This is a genomic window from Streptomyces sp. NPDC006923, from assembly GCF_040635655.1.
In the GTDB taxonomy this organism is placed as follows: domain Bacteria; phylum Actinomycetota; class Actinomycetes; order Streptomycetales; family Streptomycetaceae; genus Streptomyces.
Genome location: NZ_JBEYIF010000026.1, coordinates 1 through 20,879, shown reverse-complemented (window position 1 = coordinate 20,879; position 20,879 = coordinate 1). Strand labels below are relative to the sequence as shown.

The following is a 20,879-nucleotide window of genomic DNA, read 5'->3' as shown; positions in this document are numbered from 1 at the left end:
CGTTGCGCGTAGATACGGGCCCCGAAGTGAAAGACGGACCACCACGGCTGAGTGGGTGTGGAGTCCGGATCGGATCGTCCGCGTTGCCGGGTCCGCGCTTCCCCCGGCGTCGCTCGGCTCTTCGCCGGGGACGCCGCGACTGATCAGGATCAGCCGTCAGCCTCCGCCGAGGGGCCCTGATGTGCGCTGGGGCCACGGGGGGCGGGATGGTTCCAGAAATGAAGCTTGTCGGGGTTGAGCATGACCCAGACGTGCGCGACGTGGTGGTCGGCGATGTCGAAGCTGATGACAGCGGCGACCCGGTGGTCGTAGCGGGCGACAAGGCCCGCACGGCCGTTGACGGATTGTGTGGTGATGGTGGTCTGCGGGCGGCGGGCCAGGAGCGTCAGCAGGCTGTGTGCGATCTGCCGGCTGCCGTGTACGGGCCTGACCAGCGCGCGGACCTTGCCCCCGCCGTCGAAGAACGCCGTGGCGTCCGGGCAGAGCAGTGACGCCAGCAGCTTGGCGTCCTCCGCCTCGCAGGCATGACGAACCGCGTGGGCGACGGCATCGTGTTGTTCCGGCGTCGTGGGGCGGGAGCGCCGTGCCCGGAGGCGGCGACGGGCCCGGTAGGCGAGTGCGAGGCACTCCGGCTCCGTACGCCCCACGATGTCGGCGACCGCGTCGGGGGCCAATCCGAAGACATGATGGAGCACGAACGCCGCACGCTCGGGCGGGGACAGAGAGTCCAGAGCACTCAGCAGAACCCGGCTGACCTCCACCTTCTCCCCGGGCCTGGCAGGCGTCCCGGTGATGTCTCCCGACTCCGTGCGCGCGCTCTTCCTCGGGTCGGCCGCATCCCGGTCGGGCAGGGTGAGCCGGCCCAGACAGATACCGCCCGCGGTCTTCGCCAGCCAGGACCGGGGCGCCGTGATCTGCTTGCGCGCCGCGTCGGCCAGCTCGTACCACCGGCGGTAGGTCTCATCGACAACGCTGCCCGCCTCAGTGGGGCTGCCCAGCATCCAGTAGGCGACATCCAGCAGATACCGACGCTCGTCAAGCAGCTCCGCGATCGGCACCGCGTCAGCGTGGTCCATGCCGAATCCTTCCTCTCGCACGGCACCACGCAACGCGGCACACATCGGCCTCGTCGTGGTGCACGAGAGCTTCAGCGATATCGGGGCACCGGTGGAGGACGCCACTCCGCACGCCGCTGTGCCGGGGCAGCGGGCTGGGGCGGGCGATGGCTGAGTCCTCGCGCACGACACACCTTTTTCGTTTCTCGGTTAACCCCTTAGACCGGGCACGAAGGGATCCTGTGACATGAAGCCTCCGTGTGCGATCACCGCTGTCACACGTTGTCGTACCCCGCACGGACGTGCCCGGAGAGACCCTGTCGGCGACGGCGTCGACCAGTGAGGCCCAGCCACCAGGTCATGGCCCGCAGGTCGTCCCCGTGCGTGTCACATCCATGCCTCATGCCCGGTCATACCGGTGGCAGCAGTGCGGCGGAGAAGCGGCGCGCTGCGCGGAGGCCAAGGGCTGTCCCGTAATCGCCAGGTCAGCGAAGTGTGTGATCCGGACGACGGAGTACCGCCGCGCATCCCAGTACGCCGGTAGGGCGTTGGCCCCGCGCTCGACTCTCCGTCCGTCGCCGGGGGACTCCCATGGCCGGCGCAGCCTTCTTTGAAGAATTTATGAAGGGTGGTAGGGGAATGGGTGACGGGAAACAGGAAAATGAAGTGCACAGAGGACGCAGGGGGGAGAGAATTGCCGAATGGGCCGACGGACGTCTGGGGATGCACAGCCTGGTCAAGGCAAACGCACGAAAAGTTTTCCCGGATCACTGGTCATTCATGCTCGGCGAAATCTGTCTCTACAGTTTCCTTGTCGTCGTCATTACGGGCGTGTATCTGACGCTGTATTTCCATCCGTCGATGGAGACGGTGGAATATCGGGGTTCTTATGTGCCCCTGCGGGGTCAGCCGGTGTCGGAGGCATTCAATTCAACCATGCACATCTCCTTCGATGTGCGAGGTGGTCTACTCATTCGGCAGGCCCATCACTGGGCGGCTCTGATATGTGTCGCCGCCGTGCTCGTCCATATGCTGCGTGTATTCTTTACAGGAGCATTCCGTAAGCCTCGCGAACTCAACTGGCTGTTCGGATTCCTCCTGCTGATTCTGGGGATGTTCGGAGGTCTGACGGGATACGACCTTCCGGATGACCTTCTGTCCGGGACCGGGCTCGCGGTAGTGAACGGAACAATAATTTCCGTTCCGATCGTCGGGACCTACCTCTCGTTCTTCCTTTTTGGAGGGGAGTTTCCTGGCGACGATCTGGTGGCACGCTTCAACACCATCCACGTCCTGCTCATCCCGGCCCTCATGGTGGGACTGGTGGCCGGGCATTTGTTTCTGGTCCTCCGCAGGCGGCACACCCAGTATCCAGGTCCGGGACGTAGTAACAGGAACGTAGTGGGCCTGCCGCTCACGGTACGCGCGGCGAAGTCCGCAGGCTATTTCTTTCTGGTGGCCGGCGGCATCTTCGTTCTCGCTTCGTTCGCCCAGATCAACCCCGTTTGGCGGTACGGTCCCTACCGTGCCGACCAGGTTTCAGCAGGGTCGCAGCCCGACTGGTACATGGGGGTGGCAGACGGACTGCTACGCGTCATGCCCGGCTGGGAAATCAATTTCTGGGGCCACACCCTGGCCCTTGACAACCTGATCCCGCTGCTGGCGGGCGTTGGTCTCTTCCTCGCGATGGGCGCATACCCGTTCATCGAATCCTGGGTGACCCATGACGATCGTGAGCAGCATCTCCTCGACAGGCCACGAAACCGTCCGGTGAGGACGGGGCTTGGTGTTGCATGGATCAGTTTCTATCTGGTGGCCCTGATCGGTGCCGCGAACGACATTATCGCCATTCGCTTTCACGTCTCTGTGCAATCCGTGACCTGGGCGGTTCGCGTCGGTCTCTTCATCGTGCCTCCGATGGCTTATGCCATGGCGAAGCGGTTCGCACTCGGCCTCCAGCGCCGAGATCGCGACACGGTGCTGCACGGCCGTGAGACCGGAATCATCAAGCGCCTGCCGAACGGCGAATTCGTCGAGGTGCACGAGCCGGTCGGCCAAGAACAACTGCACGTTCTTACCCAGCATGACCAGTACCAGCCGATGGGCCCCAGATCCACGGGAACCCCGGAGACCAAGTCCGCCGTTACCCAGCGGTTGCGGGCCCGGCTCAGCCGGAGCTTCTACGGAGAAGGCGCGCAGATCGCCAAGCCCACCGCGCAGGAGTACAAGGATTCGACGGGGAGCATCGGCGCCGATGGACAAGAACGCGTGCAGCACCGGAAAGGTATTGCGGCAGAATGACCGGATGAGGCCGAGGCGTCCTGGCCGACATCGGCGGCCCGATCATTCAGTTGTCCAGCGAAGCGACATACGGAGCCAGTTTGGCCGGATTCATCACCCACATGATGCGTTCGATGCCGCGTGCCGACACTTCGGCAGACAGCAGAGCCACCGCGTTTCCTTCCGCCGAGACAAGGACGGCCGGACGGCCGTTGGCCTCGACCCAGCGAATGTCGGCCTGAGGCCAGAAACGTGGGGCGAAGGCGGCAAGGTACTTGGAGACGTGCGGACGACCGACGACGGGAATCCTGGATGCTCCGCGAATGCCGCCGCCGTCGGTGTAGCTGACCACGTCCGCGGTCAGTACGTCCTCGAGCACCGAAAGGCTGCCCGTCTGGGCCGCGGCGAGGAACACCTCCATCAGCCGCCGGTGATCGGCGGAGCTGACCGGCTCCCGGCGTTCCGCCGACAGATGCTTCCGGGCGCGGCTCACCAGTTGGCGGGTGTTGGCCGTGCTCGTCTCCAGGATGTCCGCGATCTGCTGGTACGGGTAGTCGAAGGCTTCCCTCAGAACGTACGCGGCCCGTTCCACGGGGTTGAGCTTCTCCAGGAGGAAGAGAACCGCCAGGTCGAGGGCCTCGGCGCGCTCCGCGCCCAACTGCGGATCGACACTCGTGTCGACGGGCTCGGGAAGCCAGGGACCGGTGTACGACTCACGCCGCATCCTGGCGGACTGGGCCACGTTGATCGCCAGACGGGCGGTGACCGTAGCCAGGAACGCCGCCGGTTCCCGGATGTCGGTGCGGTCGGTGTTCTGCCACCGCAGCCACGTCTCCTGAACGACGTCCTCGGCTTCCGCGGTGCTGCCGAGGACGCGGTACGCGATCCCGAACAGTTGGGGACGTGCTGCGATGAAGTCCTTTGTTGCCCGGTCAAGCGAGTCCGTGTCATCCCCGGCGTGCATACAGATGTCCTCCGCTCCGGATCACCATGCTACAAGCCGCCCCAGCGGGACGCGCGCCCCCCTCCACGGCTTGTCCCGCTCCTTGCGTGCGACCCGGCCTTCGGGCCCGCCGGCAGTGATCGACCCGGGTGGGAAACACGCGGAGACCGCGCAGGATATGAATACCGTCACGTCCGGCCCCGGCTCTTCTCCTGTCACATACGCGGTGCCTCTGCTGTCTGGTTTTACGAACCTGAGGCGGCGATACATGAATTGAAGGTGAGGTACCACGCCAATGCCTTATACGGCTGCAACTTTTGCCAAGGGAACGACGTTCATGGCTGAAGCCTGGCGCCTGGCGGAGCAACTCCAGCACCAGGGGAACACGAAGCGTGTCGACGCGTTCGGATTCAGCCTTGAGCCCCGGCAGGCCGCTCATCAGAGATTCTGGGAGAGAACCATGGCCACGATAGAGGCCAACGCGCTGATCGCCCAGGAAAACGCGTCGCTGGAACGCGGCCTCCTGCCCACGCCCGTACTGCGTGGAGACGACTTCATGGCCGCCTCACGTTATGTGCCGGGCCGCACCTACGCACTGCTGAGCGGTGACTTCTACGACGTTGTGCAGACCGATGATTCGACTGTGCACGTGATCTTGGGGGACGTCTCGGGACATGGCGCGGCGGAAGCCGCCCTCGCGGTTCACCTGCGTGTGGCCTGGCGGACGGCTGTTCTCTGCGGAAAGACCCAGTTCGAGCAGTTGTGCGTCCTTGAGCGGATCCTGGCCGAAGAGAGAGCGGACGACGACACCTACAGCACGGTCGTTTCGCTCGTGTTCCCGCCGGGAGGCTTGTCCGTCATAGCGATGAGTGCGGGGCATCCAGGGGTCTTGCTGCGGAGGTCCGGGGACATCAGCTGGGTCGAGCCGCCGCCTGGAATCGCGCTGGGTCTGTTTCCGGGATGCGAGGACTGGACGGCGATGAATATCCCGCTTTCCCCGCATGATGGTGTGGTCCTCTTCACCGATGGACTGTTCGAAGGAAAGATCGCCCACAGGACACGGCTCGGCCAGGAAGGACTGTTGCGGTTGGCGACGCGATACTCCCACCTGCCGGGGCAGGATTTCATCGATGCCTTGGTGCATGGTGCCGCCGCCAAGTCGGCCGCTTTCGGGGGCCTGGCCGACGACGTGGCTGTTCTCCATCTGGGCTGGCACGCGGAGAGCGGCTGACCGACCGGGCCTGACCGCTTTGCGCGCCGGCGCGGTGCCCCTGCGACAACGACTCTCGTCCGATATTCAGTGTTCCTTCCCTGTGACACTGAATAGGAGAGTGTCACGGCACAGCCGCTGGATGTCGCGGCCCTCATGGCCGGGCGGTCACTCGTACGGGAGGGCTGGGCCCGCACGTCGGACCCGGCTCCGGAGCAACAGCAGATATCACAGAAGCGGGGTGTACCCGGTCAGCGCGGGACGCGGGAGCGTGCGCGGCCGCTGCCACCACGACGACCGAACGGCCGCGCCGCTCGTGACACGGCCGTTACGCATGGCCGACCTATCGCATGACGCAGAGCTCGTTGTTCTCCGGGTCGGCGAGTGTGGTCCATACAAACGGTCCCTGCCTGCCGTCGTGCAGAAATGTGGCGCCCTTGGCGATGAGCCGCTCAACCACGGTTTGGGGATCGTCAGGACCGGTACGCACGTCCAGGTGGACACGGTTCTTGACCACCTTGGACTCGGACACGAATTGAAAGAGGACACGCGGCGCGCGGTCCAGGCCCTCCGGATGGCGGATCGCGGCGCCGGCCTTCCATACCAGGGTGCCTCGGTGGGTGGTGGTTTCGTCCTCACTCGCCTGGCCCTCGGCGACCATGCGGCGGATGAACGTCTCGTCGCTCGGCTCCACTTCCCAGCCGAGAGCATCAGCCCACCAGTCGGCCAGGGAGTGCGGATTGGCCGAGTCAACAGTCACTTGAAAGGTGTACGCCATGTCCAGACTCTACTGAGAGTCTCGGCCCACGCCGTTGTTTTATGACGTTGAGGACAGTGCATCAGGATGTCGCCGGGGCCCGTAGGGGCACGCTCCGCGACGGTCTCGTCGGGCTCTTCGGACCGGGTGGCGGTTTGCAGCCGGTTGCGGTGGGCCACCCGCGCCCTGGCGGTGTCACTCGCAGAACACCTGCACCTTGGCATCGGGGTCGTCGACGTCAATGGTGAGTTCGTCGAGCTGCTCGATCAGCTCCTCGATGTGCTGCGGCTTGAGCTCGCTGAGGTCGATCGGTACCCCTGAGTCGTTCAGTCTCGCGTTGACCTTGGTGAGCGCCCGCGGAGGGATCAGGCTGGTGAGCCGGACCCCGGCGCGCAGCAGTTGCAGCGGGACCCGGATGTTGACCCGGCTCGACCCGTCGCCGGAGCCGTCGTCCGCCGCGTCCACCACCACGCGCAGGTACGTGGGCCGGGTTTTCGGGCGGGAGGCGGCTCGCGGCGGCTCGGGCTGTTCTCGTTCGAGGGCGTCGATCAGCCGCTCGGCCTCATCCGTGGTGATCTTTCCCTCGGCCAGCATCTGCAAGACGTGGCGGCGCTGCTCGTTCATCGCTGTTCCCTCTCCTCTGACTTATCTGACGCTTACCAGTACGGCAGTTCGGCCCTGCTCGATCTCGAACCGGGTGCCGGGCAGCGCCCACAGCAGTCGTACGGTGCCGCGCAGCGCGCCCATCGGGCTCACCCCGGTGGCGACGCACGCGATCAGTGCGGCCGGCGCGGCGAGCAGCAGCAGCGGTGACAGCACCAGCAGCAACGGCAGGACAGGGACATACAGTCGACGCCGGCGGCCGTTCGTGCGGAGATAGCGCACCGTGATGAGCTGCGGGATCATCGGAACCTCTCCAATTCGGCCAGCGCCTCCTGGGGGCTGATCTCCCCTCGCCGCAGGCGGTCAACGACGTCGGCGCCGGTGGGCGCCGGGTCGGTGTCGACAAAATCGAGGTGCTCGGCGATCCGTTTCAGCCGGGACTTGACCGTCGGATAGCTCACCCCGAAGATCCGCTCCATCTCCTTGATCGAACCGTGCGACCGTACGAACGCGGCGACGAACACCTGGTCGTCGATGCCGAGTTGAGCCAGCTGAGGCGGCTCGAACTCCCCCTCGATCGCGACGCCGCTGCCCGCGAGGCGGATCCGCTCGACCACAAAGGGCTGTCCGCGCGTCAGGTCTGTCAGTTCCTGCCAGTCCATGCTCGGCTCCCTTGCCGTCGGCGACGCGCTCACAGTTCATTGGTATCTTCAGTTTTTTAAGGTGTCAACGTGTAAACCTTGATTTTCTTAATCCTGGCTTCCGCTCGATGAGTGGACGACGGACTTCCGCCGTGTCCCGTGGTGGCGTTCATTGTGCTGAGGGGGGGCGCCTTGATCTCCAGCGCAGCCTGCGCTTCTCCGTACCGGGTGCGTCCCGCACGGTGCACTCTCGATCGATGTTCCCCGAGGCCGTGGGCCATCGCGGCCGCACGCCAGGTCACGGCCGCTCTACGGTTCAGACGTACAAGTCCCCGTCGACAGCCGGCACTTGACCGGTGATGTGCGCGAGCCGGCGTCCGCCCGTATCACCTTCCGCCGCGAGTGCGAGCGCCCGACTCCGCGTCAGTTGCTCCACGGCGCTCTTTGGTGGCGGCGTAATGGGCCGCTCCGGCCGGCGGGCGGTGCCCGTATGTGCTCGTAACGCTGGCGATGGACCCGACGAGCCACGGATACGCGGTGGGGCCGCACGGCGAGCATGCTCGGCGCCGTCACAGGGCTGCGTGAAGCGGGCATTACCCGGACGCGCCAGGGCGGCACCGCTGCCGCCCAGGCGCCCATTCACTCCACTCGGCGGTGCCCGCTGTTCGTCCGGTGCGTATGCGCCGGGTACACGCCGAGGATGCGTACTTCGGACGAGAAGAAGCCCAGTTCCTGCAGGGCGAGGGCAACACGGGGCTCGTCGGGGTGTCCCTCGATCTCGACGTAGAAGCGGCTGGGATTCAGCCCGGCCCCCATCTGGTAACTCTCGATCTTGGTGAGGTTCACGCCGCCGCTCGCGAATCCGCCGAGCGCCTTGTAGAGCGCGCTCGGGATGTTTCGTACGCAGAAGAACAGACTCGTCATCGTCGGTTCGCCCGTACTGGGCGAGAGCGCCGCGTCCCGGGAGAGGACGACGAACCGCGTGGTGTTGTCGGGATCGTCCTCGACAGCCGGCCGGAGCACGTCCAGACCGTAGAGCGGTGCCGCGGCGGGCGGGGCCAGAGCCGCGTGCCGGGGGTCGCCGAGCTCCGCGACTTCACGGGCGGCTCCCGCGGTGTCGTCGCTGACGAGGGTGCGCCAGCCGCCTTCGCGCAGGACCTTCCGGCACTGCCCGAGGGCATGCACATGGCTGCGCACGCACTCCACCTGATCCAGCGTCGTGCCCGGGACGGCCATGAGGTCGAAACGGATGGCGAGAAAATACTCGGCGACGATGAAGAGCCCGGACTCCGGCAGAAGATGGTGCACGTCCGCGACACGCCCCGCCGCGGAGTTGTCCACCGGGATCACCGCCACCTCGGCGGTACCGAGCGTCACGGCCTCCAGCGCCTGCTCAAAACTTCTGCAGGCAAGCCCGCTGCTCTCGGGATACAGCGCATGGGCCGCGGTCGCCGAATTGGATCCGGGTTCACCCTGGTATGCGACGACCATCACGATGTCGGGCCTTCCGCCGTGGAGGTTGTGCCGGCGGCCGGCAGAAGATCCACCGCGAACCGCATGCACTGCAGTACCGGCGTACTGCTCTCGATCAGGGACACCAGCGGGTGGCGCCCCTCATTCCTGTGGTAATGCGCGGCGTGTTCATACGCTGCCGCGACCACCTCGTGGACCATGTTACTGGCCCGCCGCACCGGCGTGATCAGCGAGTCGGCGAAGGACGGCCCGGCACCCGGCCCCACGCCGGAAGCGCCCGACGGCCGCAGTCGCATCGCCAGACTCAGTCGTTCGTCGTGCAGCGCCGCGGCCAGCTCAGTGGCCGCCGCGGCGGCCGGCATGGCGGGCGTCTCGGGCAGGGCCGTCGTGTCCTGGGGCAACGCCGCCAGCGCATCGGTCAGACGGCGGGTAGAGCCCAGTGCCATGGCGGTGACCGCCGTCCACAGGAAGGGGGCGTTCTCGGCCCGTAGGGGCGTGCCGCCGGAGCTGGTGGCGAATCCGCCGGGCACATACTCCTCGTCGAGCCGGAACGCCGGTTCGTAAGTGTCCGTCCCATCGGTGGCGCGGTGAGGGCGGTGCGAACGCGGCAGCACGGCCGACGAGACCACGAAGACGTCCGGTCCTTCTTCGATCACCTCTCCCCGATGCTGCTCCCGGCGGTCGGTGAGCGGCAGCGCCAGCCAGCGTCCCCGCCTCAGGCCCGGCGGCAGGCGCCATGCCCCCGACAGCGAGAAGCCGCCCGGGACGGGCCGGGCGGTGGCGAGGTGATCGTGGTCAGCGGTGACAGCGGTGGGAAGCGGCGCGGCCCAGTTCCATGCGGCGGTGAACGATTCCCACGCCGCAGAAGCGTCGTCGTGTCCCGCACGCTCATAGGATTCCAGCACCTTTACCAGGGCGGTCCCCGGTCCCACGGTCTCGGGGGGAGTGGACTGCGAGGCCGCGGGCGTATGCCTAGGCAGCTTGATCACCGGCCCACTGCCGCCGCGTGATGGATATGACATTCTCCAATGCTTCACCGCGTGCGTAGCGGTGGAGTTGCTGCCGCAGAAAGTCCGCGGTCATCGGTCGGAACGCATCGGTGAACGCCGCCACGTGAGGTGTGATCAGCGCACCGGGGAGGTCCCAGAGCGGATGATCGGCGGGCAGGGGCTCCGGGTCGGTCACATCGAGCGCGACCCGCAGTCGGCCACTGCGCACCTCCCGGATGACGGCACTGGTGTCCACGAGCTCACCGCGCGCGGTGTTCACCAGCACGGCCCCGTCCTTCAGCAGCGCCAGTGAGTCTGTGCCGAACATGCCACGTGTTGCTTGTGTCAGCGGTGCGCACAGCACCACCGCATCCGCCGTGGGCAGCAGCGCCGGCAGCGCCGCGACACCGTGCACCTGGCCCGCCGGGGTGGTGCGCTCGGCCCGGGCCACGGGCACGACCTCACACCCGAACGCATGGAGCCGGGCCGCGACGGCCCTGCCCACGGCTCCGTAACCGACCACCAGGACGCGCTTGCCGGCAAGCGTGGGAAAGATCTTGAGCTTCCACTGGCGATCCGCCTGTTGGCCGCTGAAGTGATCAAGACCGCGCATGAGCGCCAGCAGCAAGGTGACAGCCAGCTCTGCGGTGGCTTCACGGTGGACTCCGCGTGCGGTGCTCAGCCGCGCACCGGACGGTATCGCGTCCAGCAACGGCACGACGTAGTCGTATCCCGAACTGAGGAGCTGGAGGACCTCCAGATTGGCCGTCCTCGGCAGCACACGGCTCAAGGCATACCCCGCGCCGGGCGCCGGGGGCCCGACGAGGAACCGGACGTCGTTGGGATCACCGGGCAGCGAGTCGGAACCGTCCCAGTACCGGTAGGAGAGTTCCTCCGGCAGGCCGGGAATCTCCCCTGGAGGAAAGGGAAGCCACACGGTCATGCCGTCTTTCATCGTGCATCAGCTTCTTCCAGATCGTGTCGCGCCGCTCGGGTGGCGGCCGGAATGCCGTCCACGCAGCGGAAGCATCTCTGTGCGGCGCCCGTCCTTGGACCCCTTGTCCGGACCGTGCCGGGCTCGTCCGCCTTCGTGCCGTGCCACACCGCGATGTTGTCGGTCACCAGGACTCCGCCCTGGCTCCCTTCTTCGCGCTGTGATCCACGGCACCAGCCTCGCTCACTGATCCAGCGTGCTCCAAGCGAGAGATCTTAGCGGCATAAAATCGGACAGGATGGCCGGGGTCTGTTCCTGTCCTCGGGCGGCCCGTCCCTGAGCGCAGCGCACAACGTCGTGGCCAACGGCATAACCGAATAGAACGGTGTCACACGTTGTGTACGGCTGCAACCCGCTCGGTGCGGGCCGCGAGGAGCCCCTTCCGCCCGTGCGGAGTCGGCACATCGCCCTGGCGTTCCCTCACCCCGAGGGCCAATCAGCCACCGACGGAGAGAAGTTGGAGGCCGGCGTGGCTCGGCGTGCCCGGTGCCGCGGTGAACACCAGGAGCCGCTGTGACTGGTCGGGATCCACAAGGGTCTGGCAGTGCAGCTCAAGGGCTCCCCACTCCGGGTGCTGGAAGCGCTTGGTCCCGCAGTACGGTCCGAGTACCGGATGCTCGCGCCAGAGCGCGGCGAATTCAGGGCTGGCGGCCCGCAGCGCGTCAACAAGGTCGGCGGTGCGCGAGTCACCGGCGTCCCGCGCGAAGGCGCCATGGAGATCCGCGACCAGCAGGCGGCTCTGCACGGCGCGGTCGCTCTCGGGATGGATCAGCCGGGAGGCCGGATCGGTGAACCACCGATAGTGCAGGCTGCGGGCCCGTCCGGTGAACGCGGTCGCGTCGCCCAGCAGCGCGATCGCCGGGCGTGTCTGCTGCAGCGTCTCTCCCAGGTGGTTGACCACCTGCGCGGGGGTGTCCGCAAGCCGTTCGAGGACGCGCGTCATTCCCGGGCTGATGCGCTCGCCGTGCCGCACCCTCGGAGGAGCGGCACGACCGGCGAGCTGAAACAGATGGTCCCGCTCCTCCGGGGACAGGCGCAGACCGCGGGCGAGCGCGGCCAGCATGTGTTCCGAGGGAAGGGGTCCCCGCGGTTGTTCGATCCTGCTGTAGTAGTCGGCCGACATGTCGCAGAGCGCGGCGACTTCCTCTCGACGTAGCCCGTCGGTACGCCGACGCCGCCCACGTGGCAGTCCGACGTCCTCCGGCTGGAGGGCCGCGCGCCGCGCCCTGAGGAAGGCTGCCAACTCGGCTCTGTCCACGGTTGCTTGTCCTGTTCGTTCGCAGAAGATCTTCCTGACGGCACCTACCGGCGCGGACGGCGAACGTGACTCCTGCCGGACGCTCCGCGTTCCGCTGGAGCCGAACTGTGTCCCCCTCGCTCCGGGCCGACATGTCGAGTGCCGTCCGGGTCGAGTGCCGTCCGGGTGGCGGCGCCGTCGCGGATCAGCCATGTGTCGGCCCGCGCGCGTCACTCCGTGAGACACCCGCACGTCACTCCGTAAGGCAAGGTGTTCCACACGGTGTGTTCGCTGCGCCTGTCTCCACACATGGTCGCATATCTGGACCGTGGCACCCCCGGACGCCGGACCGGCGCGACGCCCCGACACCCCCGGCGTCTGGAGGGATCACGGTCACACCCGGGAGCACACCGCCGCCGGCATGGTGATGCACCTCGCCTGCACTGGCGTCACCAGCGCCTTCCACGGCAACGGCCACGCTCCCGAATGAACAGCGCTCCCTCGGCATCCGCCCCGGGACCAAGGCGCCGACGTCACGTCGCCGCCATACCCACCCGCATGGAATCCGGCGCCATCGCCGACTGGTGAGCTTGACGCCGAAAAGAGTGAGTGATTGAGTACTCACATGAAGAGCGAGCGACGACAATTGTCCACAGCCGAGGAACGCCGGGAGATGGTGCTGCGCACCGCCATCGGAGCCTTCGCCGCCCGAGGGTACTTCGGGACCACCACCACGGAGGTGGGCAAGGCCGCCGGTATCTCGCAGGCTTATGTCTACCGCCTCTTCCCGAACAAGGAAGTCCTGTTCACCGCTGTCGTCGAACACTGCTTCGTGCGTGTCCGCGCGGCCCTCGAAGTCGGAGCGGCCAAGGCCGAGAGCAGCACCCCCGAGGCGGTGCTCGCCTCGATGGGGGATGCGTACGCCCACCTGATCAGCGACAACGACCTCATGCTCGTCCAGTTGCACGCCCAGGCCGCCGCGGTGTCCGAGCCGGCGGTCAGGGAGGCGGTGCGGGCGGGGTACGCCCGCACGGTCGAGTACGTCCGCAGTGCCTCGGGGGGCGACGACCAGCAGGTGCAGCAGTTCTTCGCCACCGGCATGCTCTGCCACCTGCTGGTGTCCATCGACGCCGAGTCGGTGTCCGCGCCCTGGACCCGTACTCTGACGGCCGGGATCACGCACTACTGACGCAACGCCCGGGTGGGCCGCCGTACGTCTGCGGACGTGATGGCGGCCCATCTTTCGGACCACAAGTGAGTGTTCAATCACGCACACCTCAATCACGCACACCTTGTATGCATCCCTTCCGAGACTGAGGTTCACCCGGGCAGGCAAGCCCAGGCCCATCCGAACGACAGGCCTTCATCGGTGACCGCCGCCTGCCTTCGCGCTGCCCGGCGCCGCAGTTCCCACCCCCTCTCGTCGCACGATCACCACTGTTGAAGGAGAGTCATGAAGAACCCCACCGGCCGCAACGGCACGACGGAGCGCACGAGCAACGACGCCTCCCCGCTCGCTTCGTCCACCGTCACCGAAGCCGTACTGCCCGGTGTTGTGGCACCTGACGGCATCCAGCTCCGTACCCGGCCCGCCCGCCCGGCCGGCCCTGGGCAGGTCGTGCTGGCCATGGAGGCCGCCGGGATCTCCTTCGCCGAGCAGCAGATGCGGCGAGGCAAGTACTACGACCAGCCGCCCTTCCCCTTTGTCCCCGGCTACGACCTCGTCGGGCGGGCCGTTGAGGTGGGCGAGGGCGTGTCCGGGGACCTGCTGGGGCGTCGCTTCGCGGTACTGACCAAGACCGGCGCCTGGGCCAGCCATGTGTTGGTCGATGCCGGTGATCTGACCGAAGTGCCGGAGTCCGTCGACTCCGCAGGCGCGGAAACCTTTGTGGTCAACGGCATCACCGCCTGGCAGATGCTCCACCGCCTCGCGAAGGTCCGCGCCGGAGACACCGTTCTCGCCCTGGGTGCGAACGGTGGTGTCGGCTCCACACTCGTACAGTTGGCCCGGATCGCCGGAGTGCGGGTCGTGGGGACCGCCTCGGCCACCCACCACGACGCCGTCGAGGCTCTGGGCGCCACGCCCGTCGACTACCGGGCCCCGGACCTCAACGACCGTCTGCGCACACTGTCACCTCGCGGCTACGACGCGGTCTTCGACCACGTGGGCGGCGAGGGCATCGTGGACTCCTTCCGCCTGCTCGCCCCCCGGGGCACGCTCGTGTCCTACGGCACGGCCTCGACCCGTGACGTTCCGGGCTCCTCCAGGGCCCCGGTCCTCAAGCTGTTCGGGCGTCTGATGCTGTGGAACGCGCTGCCCAATGGCAAGAGCGCCCACTTCTACAACATCTGGGCCGGCCGGCGCAGGGCCGACGCGTTCCGCACCAGGCTGCGCGCCGATCTGACGCAGGTATTCGCTCTGCTCGCCCAGGGGGCCCTCACACCGCAGGTTGCCGCACGCATCCCCCTGACCCGGGTCGGCGAAGCGGTACGGCTGGCCGAATCCGGCACAGTGGTGGGCAAGGTCGTTCTGGTACCGGAGGACCCCGCCTGAGAAGGCCGTGAAGCCGGCCCCGGGTGCCCACCGCACCGCCCCTCTCACCCACCCGTATACCGCCCCTCTCACCCGTATCAAGAGCCGCGCGGGTGAGGGGGCTTCGCCAGGGTGAGGAACATCAGAGCTTGTCCGGTGCTGAGACCAGGACAGCCTTCCGACGGGAGGGAAGGTTCAGGCCCTGCGCACCGTCGCCGTCCTCGCGCCGTGCCGGGGGAGCCGGTTCGGTCCGCGCGCCCCGGTCTTCGGTCGCGAGCCACAGATCGGGACCGAAGACCTCGTAGTGAATGTCTGACGGGGACACGCCTCGTGCCAGCAGTTGGCTCCTCAGCGTCCGCATGAACGGCAGCGGACCGCAGAGGTAGGCGTGCACATTGTCAGGCAGAGGGATCTCTGAGATGTCGACCAGACCGGTGAGATCTTCCGGGTCGGAGCCGTGCGGGTCTTCGTACCAGAAGTGGGTGCGACCGTGGGTGAGCCCGTCGGTCAGGCTCTTCTGCTGGGTACGCAGCGCGTGCTCGGCGGCGGTGCGGTCACCATGGACGACGGTCACAGCGCCGCCGTGTCCTTGCAGGGCCAACTGCTCCAGTACGGCCAGCATGGGGGTACAGCCGATTCCGGCGGAGGCGAGCAGCAGGGGGGCGGTGATGTCGCTGATGACCAGGTCACCGTACGGAGCCGAGACATTGAGTGTGTCGCCCTCGTGGACGTGGTCGTGGAGGTGGTTGGACACTTCACCGTCCGGGTCGCCGCGACCGTGGACACGCTTGACGGTGATATGCCGGGTGTTGTCCTCTCCGGCGGCCCGGGACACGCTGTACTGGCGTATCTGGCGTGCGCCGTCCGGCAATTGGACCTGCACGGAGACGTACTGCCCGGGCCGGAAGGCCGGAGCTCCGGCACGGTCGGCGGGCGTCAGGGCGAAGGTCGTGACATCGTCCGTCTCCCGGGTGCGGGCCGTGACGGTCCATGGTCTCCACGTGTCGCCGACGAGCACCCCGTGCTGTGCGTAGAGGCGCTGTTCGATACGGATGAGGCTGTTGGCCATCAGCCAGTACACATCGCTCCAGCCCGCGGCCACTTCGGCTGTGAACGGATCGCCGAGCACCTCGCCGATGGCGGCTGTCAGATGCTCGTGCACCACCGGATACTGCGCGGGACTGATGCCGAGTGAGGCGTGTTTGTTGGCGATTCTGTTGAGCAGCACATCGGGCCGCCGGTCCGGGTGGTGCACCAGGGTGCCGGCGAAGGCCGCGAACGCGCCCGCCAGTGCCTGCTGTTGGGAGCCGACGGCCTGGTTGCCGCGGTTGAACAGGTTCCGCAGCAGCCCGGGATGGGCCTCGAAGAGCCGAGCGTAGAAGCGGGTGGAAATTTCCCCCAGGGCGCTTTCCACCAAGGGAAGAGTGGCACGGACGACAGCCGTGGACGCATCGCTGAGCACGGGAACTCCTCAGTAGTCTCGAATGTGCATCGAAGATGAATGTTTTTGCTCGTACTGAGCCCCACTGGTGACGGCATGGCGAACCGCAGGCGCGTGGCACCCCGATGCGAGGAGCCGTGGCGACCGTGAGGGTGGGGCCGGCTGGTCAGGCGTTCCTGCCGACCAGGCTGACCAGGATCGGACCCGTCGGTGAGCCCGCCAGGTCCTCAACCGTCAATGGATCCAACGAGAGGTAGAAGGCTTCCTGGGCCTGCCGCAGCGCTCCTCGCAGCCGGCAAGCCGCGTTGAGCGGGCACGGTGTGACCCCTTCGCAGTCGACGACGTCACCCTCACCCTCCAGGCGTCGCACCAGACCTCCGACGGACGCCCGCCGCCCGGAGGCCGTGATCACCAGTCCGCCGCCGCGGCCCCGGCGCGTCTCGACCAGGCCGAAATGCTGCAACTGGGCAACGACCTTGGTCAGGTGTGAGTACGGGACCTGCATCGCGTCGGCGATCTTCCGGATCGTCGACGACTCCTCTCCCATGACGGTGAGGGACATGACGACCCTCAGGGCGAGGTCGGTGGACTTGGTGAGCCTCATGGACGGACTTTAACATGCAACTCAGATGCATCTTTGCCGCACGCGATGGACGGCCACCTCCTCGGGTCCTTCTGGCCGTCGTGGACACGGGGCAGCCCCTGGTGCTGATTCGTACGCGCCCACCCCGGCGACCGTCGCTGTGGAAATCTTGACACTGTTTATCCAGGATATGTAGTGTCCAGATAATGAGTGAGGCTGAGCTCCGCATCTGCGGGCCCCTCACCTTTCAGACGTCCGTCCTTTCACCCCAGGAGCTGCCGCCCCTCGCATGGCGGACGTCTGCCGCCTCATCGCAGCAACCGCTGCCCTGTGCCGAGAGAGGGAACGACGAATGACACACATTGTGGTGATAGGCGGAGGCTTCGCCGGCCTGTGGAGCGCCGCCGGCGCCGTACGGGCTGCCCGCGCTGCCGGACAGGCCGGCGAGGACATCCAGGTCACATTGATCAGTGGCGGTGACGACCTGGTGCTCCGCCCCCGCCTGTACGAGGACGATCCGCAGAGCAAGCGGGTGCCGTTGGATCGCGTTCTGGGCCCGATCGGCGTCCGGAGAGTCGCGGCGACTGTCACCGGCGTGGACACCGACGCTCATACCGTTCAAGCTGTTGACCGGACCGGCGGGGACGTACGCCTGAGCTACGACAAGCTTGTCCTCGCTTCCGGCAGCCAGTTGATCCGCCCTGACTTCCCGGGTGCGCAGAACATCTTCGACATCGACACCCTGACCTCTGCTGCCGCTCTCGAACACCATGTGCGGGACCTTCCAGGGCGCAAGCCCTTCGCCGGACGGCACACAGCCGTAGTGGTCGGCGCCGGCTTCACCGGTCTGGAGATCGCCACCGCTTTGGTCGAGCGCCTGCACACCATCGCCGACCCGCACGGCGCGGGCGGGGAAGTACGTGTTGTCCTTGTCGATCGCGCCGACGTTCTGGGCCCGGAGCTCGGCTCCGGACCCCGCCCGTACATCGACGGTGTGATAGACGAGTTGAAGATCGAGCGGCGTCTGGGACGGACCGTGGCATCGGCGACTCCTGACGAGGTCACGCTCTCGGACGGGGAGGTAATCCCCGCGGCCACTGTCGTGTGGACGGCGGGTATGACCGCCAGCCCCCTGACGGCGCAGATCCCTGGGGAACGAGACAGGCTCGGCCGACTGAGCGTGGACGCGTACATGCGGGTCAACGGAGTGCCCGACGTGTACGCGGCAGGCGACACCGCGGTCGCGCTCGTGGAAGCGGGCCACTACACGATGCAGAGCTGTCAACACGCCCAGCCCATGGGCAAGTTCGCCGGACACAACGTGGTGGCGGACCTGACGGGGACCGCCGCCGTGCCCTTCACATCGGATCTGTACAACACCTGCTTGGACCTCGGGCCCCACCACGCTGTGGAGACCAAGGGCTGGGACCGCGTGATCCATTTCACCGGCCAGGAGGCCAAAACGCTCAAGCAGAACATCAACGCCCGGTGGATCTACCCCTCGGTCGACGACCCGGACGCGATCCTCGCTCACGCGGGCCGGTTCAGCAACGCCGAGGCCGGCAAGAAGGCCGGCACCCCCGAGAGCAGCCGTCTCTCGGCGTAGGTACTACGGGCTGAACTGCCGGCGAGGGAGGCCCAGCGGGCCGAGGGGGAGTGGTGGCCATTCCCGCCGCTCCTCCCTCCCGGGCGGAGCGAACCTCCTCGCCGACATCTTCGGTGTCCGGGACTGAGGCGGACGTCGTGGTGCCGTGGAGGGTGCCGTCGTCGGCTGCCGTACTCCCACTCGTCGTTTGACGGATCCCGGGGTGGGAAAATGCCGGAAGCCGGAACTCGGCCGCGTGGCGCTGGGAGGGGGCATGCGTGCCGTACAGCATACGAATCTGGTGGACATGGGGGGCTCAATGCCTGGTCCGGACGGGGGTGGCGCCTGTCTCGATGATGTCGCCGCCCAAGGTCAGGCGGTGAGGTGATGCCCCCTCATTGAGCGCTGTGGCGCGAGGCCTCCACGCAGCCGAGTTGGGAGGACTCCCGGCGTGCGCATCACATTGCCCCGAGGGCGCCCGCACCCGGCCGTCGCACCATATAGATGTCGATCGGGTCCTGAGCCTCGACGGTGAACCCATGGCGCTGATAAAGCCGCCGGGCGGCGCTGCCCTGCAGGACATTCAGGCGGACGAGAAGGCCGTCTGCATCAGTCCGGTCCAGGAGGGTTCGCAGGACGGCCGCACCGAGCCCCCGGCCCTGGACATGGGGGACGAGATAGAAATGCTCCAGCCACTGCCCGTCCTCGGCCGGTCGCAGTGTGACGCAGCCCGCGAAGGCGCCATCGACCGAGATGACCGACGTGTGACGCGGGGAGAAGGAGTCCCGCAGCCGCTGCCGGACCCGATGCTCGTCGAATCGACCCAACCGCTCCAGGTCCGGTCGCATCACCGTGGCCCGCAGCTCCGCGATCGCCTCGACATCCGACAGCTCCGCGGGGCGCATGGCCCATTGTGTGGGCCGCTGCGGCGTAAAGCCGGGCACCACCTGGCCTGCCGTTGTCGCGTTCGCGTCTGTACTCGTATCCACGGCCGGATTATGTCAGTGGGCAGTTGTGACGACTCCTGCGGCAAGGTCGGTCATGGGCCCACTTGCGAGCACCAAGTGGGGGCTGTTCGAGTCGGTGGTCACGGTGCGGTGGGTGGCCAGGACTGTGCCGGGCACCGTACCCGTGCCGGCGTTGTGATCAATCCTTCCCCACCGCTGCTGTGCTGCTCGGCGCCGGACGTGTCGGCAGGGTCTGCGCAGGTCGCATCGGTGCGTGTCGGGCCGGCGGGCACCGGGCGGAGCGCGTCTCCGGGCCGGGGCGGCGTCGCAGGCGCCGACGTCTGTCACGCTGATCAGAACGTATATTCGATTAGGTGGGTACACTGGTACCCATGGCCACGCACCTCCAGGGCTCGCTCTTCGACCAGGCCGACGACATCCGTCTCGGTCCACTGGGCGAGCTGCGCAGGAGCGGGCTCGGTGACGGCGCCTGGATCGATCTACTGCCCGGGTGGCTGCGCGGAGCCGACGCTTTGTTCGCCCTGCTCGCCTCGGATGTTCCCTGGCGGGCCGAGCGACGGCAGATGTATGAGCACACCGTGGATGTCCCGAGGCTGCTCGCCTTCTACCGCGCCGACGACCCGCTGCCGCATCCCGTCCTGGCCGAAGCCCGCGACACGCTCTCCGCGCATTACGCCGACGAGCTGGGCGAACCGTTCACCACGGCCGGGCTCTGCTTCTACCGGGACGGCCACGACAGTGTCGCCTGGCACGGCGACCGGATCGGCAGGGGCGCCCGCGAAGACACGATGGTGGCGATCCTCTCTGTGGGCGCGCCGCGCGATCTGGTACTGCGCCCGCGCCGGGGCGGCGAGACCGTGCGGCGGCCGCTTGGGCATGGCGACCTGATCGTGATGGGCGGCTCCTGTCAGCGCACCTGGGAACACGCGATTCCCAAGAGCGCACGGGCGACAGGGCCACGGATCAGTATTCAGTTCCGGCCGAGCGGCGTGGCCTGATCACCTTCGGCCCGCAGTTGGCGCAGTTACTGGGGGGTGCGTTCCTGCTCTCGGGCGCCGACCGTCTGCCCCCGCGCGCGATCCTCTCCGGCCTTGCCCTCGCCTTCGCAGCCGGTACGGCGGTGCTGGCGCTGCCCGGCCTGCCGGTCTGGGCGGTCTTCGCCGTTGTACTCCTGCAAGGCGTGGTCGCGTCGCTGGGCGGGGGAGCGCGTGGGGGACTGCTGAACGAGATCCTGTCCAAGGGCGGCTATGTCCTGGGCCGTTCGGTGTACAACATGCTCTGGGGTCTGACGCAGATGGCCGGATTCGCCACGGGCGGCGCACTGCTGGCGCTCCTCTCGCCACGGACCTGCCTGCTCCTCGCGGCGGCGCTGTACGTGCTGTCGGCTCTTGTCAGCTGTCTGGGCCTCAGGGCCCGCCCACCGCGCTCCTCCGGCCGCCCGTCCGTCTCGGCGACCTGGCGCACCAACGTCCTTCTGTGGTCCTCACGCCCTCGCTTCCTAATGCTGTTGTCAAGCAGCCGTAATCACTGGAGGTGCGACTTGATAGCACCGTCGGTCACGGATGAGGGCCCACAGAACGTTGACGC

Annotated in this window: 19 protein-coding genes and 1 pseudogene; 7 read left to right on the top strand and 13 right to left on the bottom strand. The window is 67.3% G+C overall.

Features of this window, described 5'->3' with window-relative positions:
- Window positions 1-149: 149 nt before the first annotated feature.
- On the bottom strand, window positions 150-1,076 hold the full coding sequence (locus tag ABZ707_RS30935; protein WP_360181335.1) for a sigma factor-like helix-turn-helix DNA-binding protein: 927 nt from the start codon (window positions 1,074-1,076) through the stop codon (window positions 150-152).
- 618 nt (window positions 1,077-1,694) lie between these two features.
- Between ABZ707_RS30935 and ABZ707_RS30930 the strand changes: the two genes are divergently transcribed.
- Window positions 1,695-3,356 (top strand): cytochrome bc complex cytochrome b subunit, encoded by a 1,662-nt coding sequence (locus tag ABZ707_RS30930; protein ID WP_360181437.1) that lies wholly within the window; start codon window positions 1,695-1,697, stop codon window positions 3,354-3,356.
- A 46-nt stretch (window positions 3,357-3,402) separates the two neighbouring features.
- On the opposite strand, the gene ABZ707_RS30925 is transcribed toward ABZ707_RS30930, so the two are convergent.
- A complete protein-coding gene (locus tag ABZ707_RS30925; protein ID WP_360181332.1) occupies window positions 3,403-4,299 on the bottom strand; it encodes an RNA polymerase sigma-70 factor in 897 nt (298 codons plus the stop codon).
- A gap of 316 nt (window positions 4,300-4,615) precedes the next feature.
- On the opposite strand from ABZ707_RS30925, the gene ABZ707_RS30920 reads away from it, so the two are divergent.
- Window positions 4,616-5,509 (top strand): PP2C family protein-serine/threonine phosphatase, encoded by an 894-nt coding sequence (locus tag ABZ707_RS30920; RefSeq protein WP_360181329.1) that lies wholly within the window; start codon window positions 4,616-4,618, stop codon window positions 5,507-5,509.
- A 322-nt stretch (window positions 5,510-5,831) separates the two neighbouring features.
- Here the strand turns inward: ABZ707_RS30920 and ABZ707_RS30915 are convergent, their stop codons facing one another.
- From ABZ707_RS30915 to ABZ707_RS30880, 8 genes are all read right to left on the bottom strand, one after another.
- Window positions 5,832-6,248 carry a VOC family protein gene (locus ABZ707_RS30915; RefSeq protein ID WP_360181326.1) on the bottom strand — a complete coding sequence of 139 codons (417 nt, stop codon included), beginning with the start codon at window positions 6,246-6,248 and terminating at the stop codon, window positions 5,832-5,834.
- A 192-nt stretch (window positions 6,249-6,440) separates the two neighbouring features.
- Complete coding sequence (locus ABZ707_RS30910; RefSeq protein WP_360181323.1) at window positions 6,441-6,869, bottom strand: hypothetical protein; 429 nt, start codon at window positions 6,867-6,869, stop codon at window positions 6,441-6,443.
- Between the two features lie 21 nt (window positions 6,870-6,890).
- The gene (locus ABZ707_RS30905) at window positions 6,891-7,151 is read right to left on the bottom strand and encodes a hypothetical protein (RefSeq protein ID WP_360181320.1); all 261 of its coding nucleotides are present in this window, start codon (window positions 7,149-7,151) and stop codon (window positions 6,891-6,893) included.
- A complete protein-coding gene (locus ABZ707_RS30900) occupies window positions 7,148-7,510 on the bottom strand; it encodes a DUF2089 domain-containing protein (RefSeq protein WP_360181317.1) in 363 nt (120 codons plus the stop codon). The genes ABZ707_RS30905 and ABZ707_RS30900 overlap by 4 nt, the downstream gene beginning before the upstream one ends.
- Before the next feature lie 618 nt (window positions 7,511-8,128).
- The gene (locus ABZ707_RS30895) at window positions 8,129-8,983 is read right to left on the bottom strand and encodes a prephenate dehydratase (protein ID WP_360181314.1); all 855 of its coding nucleotides are present in this window, start codon (window positions 8,981-8,983) and stop codon (window positions 8,129-8,131) included.
- A complete protein-coding gene (locus ABZ707_RS30890) occupies window positions 8,980-9,951 on the bottom strand; it encodes a hypothetical protein (protein WP_360181311.1) in 972 nt (323 codons plus the stop codon). The genes ABZ707_RS30895 and ABZ707_RS30890 overlap by 4 nt, the downstream gene beginning before the upstream one ends.
- Window positions 9,935-10,894 carry a 2-hydroxyacid dehydrogenase gene (locus ABZ707_RS30885; RefSeq protein WP_360181308.1) on the bottom strand — a complete coding sequence of 320 codons (960 nt, stop codon included), beginning with the start codon at window positions 10,892-10,894 and terminating at the stop codon, window positions 9,935-9,937. The genes ABZ707_RS30890 and ABZ707_RS30885 overlap by 17 nt, the downstream gene beginning before the upstream one ends.
- 487 nt (window positions 10,895-11,381) lie before the next feature.
- Window positions 11,382-12,203 (bottom strand): helix-turn-helix transcriptional regulator, encoded by an 822-nt coding sequence (locus ABZ707_RS30880; protein ID WP_360181305.1) that lies wholly within the window; start codon window positions 12,201-12,203, stop codon window positions 11,382-11,384.
- 592 nt (window positions 12,204-12,795) lie between these two features.
- Here ABZ707_RS30880 and ABZ707_RS30875 point away from each other — a divergent pair.
- Together ABZ707_RS30875 and ABZ707_RS30870 are read left to right on the top strand one after the other, a co-directional pair.
- Entirely contained in the window at window positions 12,796-13,371 is a 576-nt protein-coding gene (locus ABZ707_RS30875) for a TetR/AcrR family transcriptional regulator (protein WP_360181302.1), read from the top strand.
- A 264-nt stretch (window positions 13,372-13,635) separates the two neighbouring features.
- Window positions 13,636-14,736, top strand: a complete 1,101-nt coding sequence (locus tag ABZ707_RS30870; RefSeq protein ID WP_360181299.1) for a medium chain dehydrogenase/reductase family protein — start codon at window positions 13,636-13,638, stop codon at window positions 14,734-14,736.
- A gap of 121 nt (window positions 14,737-14,857) precedes the next feature.
- Here the strand turns inward: ABZ707_RS30870 and ABZ707_RS30865 are convergent, their stop codons facing one another.
- Window positions 14,858-16,177 (bottom strand): globin domain-containing protein, encoded by a 1,320-nt coding sequence (locus tag ABZ707_RS30865; protein WP_360181296.1) that lies wholly within the window; start codon window positions 16,175-16,177, stop codon window positions 14,858-14,860.
- Between the two features lie 145 nt (window positions 16,178-16,322).
- Window positions 16,323-16,760 carry an Rrf2 family transcriptional regulator gene (locus tag ABZ707_RS30860; RefSeq protein WP_360181293.1) on the bottom strand — a complete coding sequence of 146 codons (438 nt, stop codon included), beginning with the start codon at window positions 16,758-16,760 and terminating at the stop codon, window positions 16,323-16,325.
- A gap of 331 nt (window positions 16,761-17,091) precedes the next feature.
- Between ABZ707_RS30860 and ABZ707_RS30855 the strand changes: the two genes are divergently transcribed.
- The gene (locus tag ABZ707_RS30855; protein WP_360181290.1) at window positions 17,092-18,345 is read left to right on the top strand and encodes an FAD-dependent oxidoreductase; all 1,254 of its coding nucleotides are present in this window, start codon (window positions 17,092-17,094) and stop codon (window positions 18,343-18,345) included.
- A 437-nt stretch (window positions 18,346-18,782) separates the two neighbouring features.
- Here the strand turns inward: ABZ707_RS30855 and ABZ707_RS30850 are convergent, their stop codons facing one another.
- A complete protein-coding gene (locus ABZ707_RS30850; RefSeq protein ID WP_360181434.1) occupies window positions 18,783-19,229 on the bottom strand; it encodes a GNAT family N-acetyltransferase in 447 nt (148 codons plus the stop codon).
- A 434-nt stretch (window positions 19,230-19,663) separates the two neighbouring features.
- On the opposite strand from ABZ707_RS30850, the gene ABZ707_RS30845 reads away from it, so the two are divergent.
- Window positions 19,664-20,290: an alpha-ketoglutarate-dependent dioxygenase AlkB gene (locus ABZ707_RS30845; protein ID WP_360181287.1), complete on the top strand. Its 627-nt coding sequence runs from the start codon at window positions 19,664-19,666 to the stop codon at window positions 20,288-20,290.
- 5 nt (window positions 20,291-20,295) lie between these two features.
- A pseudogene (locus ABZ707_RS30840) lies at window positions 20,296-20,787 on the top strand (MFS transporter); the annotation flags it as partial.
- Window positions 20,788-20,879: the final 92 nt, after the last annotated feature.

What these genes read in the sequence shown, in the direction of transcription:
- ABZ707_RS30850 (WP_360181434.1), bottom strand. Translation starts at nt 19,229, where the DNA reads ATGCGCCCCGCGGAGCTGTCGGATGTCGAGGCGATCGCGGAGCTGCGG.
- ABZ707_RS30855 (WP_360181290.1), top strand. Translation starts at nt 17,092, where the DNA reads ATGACACACATTGTGGTGATAGGCGGAGGCTTCGCCGGCCTGTGGAGC.
- ABZ707_RS30930 (WP_360181437.1), top strand. Translation starts at nt 1,695, where the DNA reads ATGGGTGACGGGAAACAGGAAAATGAAGTGCACAGAGGACGCAGGGGG.
- ABZ707_RS30935 (WP_360181335.1), bottom strand. Translation starts at nt 1,076, where the DNA reads ATGGACCACGCTGACGCGGTGCCGATCGCGGAGCTGCTTGACGAGCGT.
- ABZ707_RS30885 (WP_360181308.1), bottom strand. Translation starts at nt 10,894, where the DNA reads ATGACCGTGTGGCTTCCCTTTCCTCCAGGGGAGATTCCCGGCCTGCCG.
- ABZ707_RS30870 (WP_360181299.1), top strand. Translation starts at nt 13,636, where the DNA reads ATGAAGAACCCCACCGGCCGCAACGGCACGACGGAGCGCACGAGCAAC.
- ABZ707_RS30905 (WP_360181320.1), bottom strand. Translation starts at nt 7,151, where the DNA reads ATGATCCCGCAGCTCATCACGGTGCGCTATCTCCGCACGAACGGCCGC.
- ABZ707_RS30910 (WP_360181323.1), bottom strand. Translation starts at nt 6,869, where the DNA reads ATGAACGAGCAGCGCCGCCACGTCTTGCAGATGCTGGCCGAGGGAAAG.
- ABZ707_RS30925 (WP_360181332.1), bottom strand. Translation starts at nt 4,299, where the DNA reads ATGCACGCCGGGGATGACACGGACTCGCTTGACCGGGCAACAAAGGAC.
- ABZ707_RS30860 (WP_360181293.1), bottom strand. Translation starts at nt 16,760, where the DNA reads ATGAGGCTCACCAAGTCCACCGACCTCGCCCTGAGGGTCGTCATGTCC.
- ABZ707_RS30845 (WP_360181287.1), top strand. Translation starts at nt 19,664, where the DNA reads ATGGCCACGCACCTCCAGGGCTCGCTCTTCGACCAGGCCGACGACATC.
- ABZ707_RS30900 (WP_360181317.1), bottom strand. Translation starts at nt 7,510, where the DNA reads ATGGACTGGCAGGAACTGACAGACCTGACGCGCGGACAGCCCTTTGTG.
- ABZ707_RS30920 (WP_360181329.1), top strand. Translation starts at nt 4,616, where the DNA reads ATGGCTGAAGCCTGGCGCCTGGCGGAGCAACTCCAGCACCAGGGGAAC.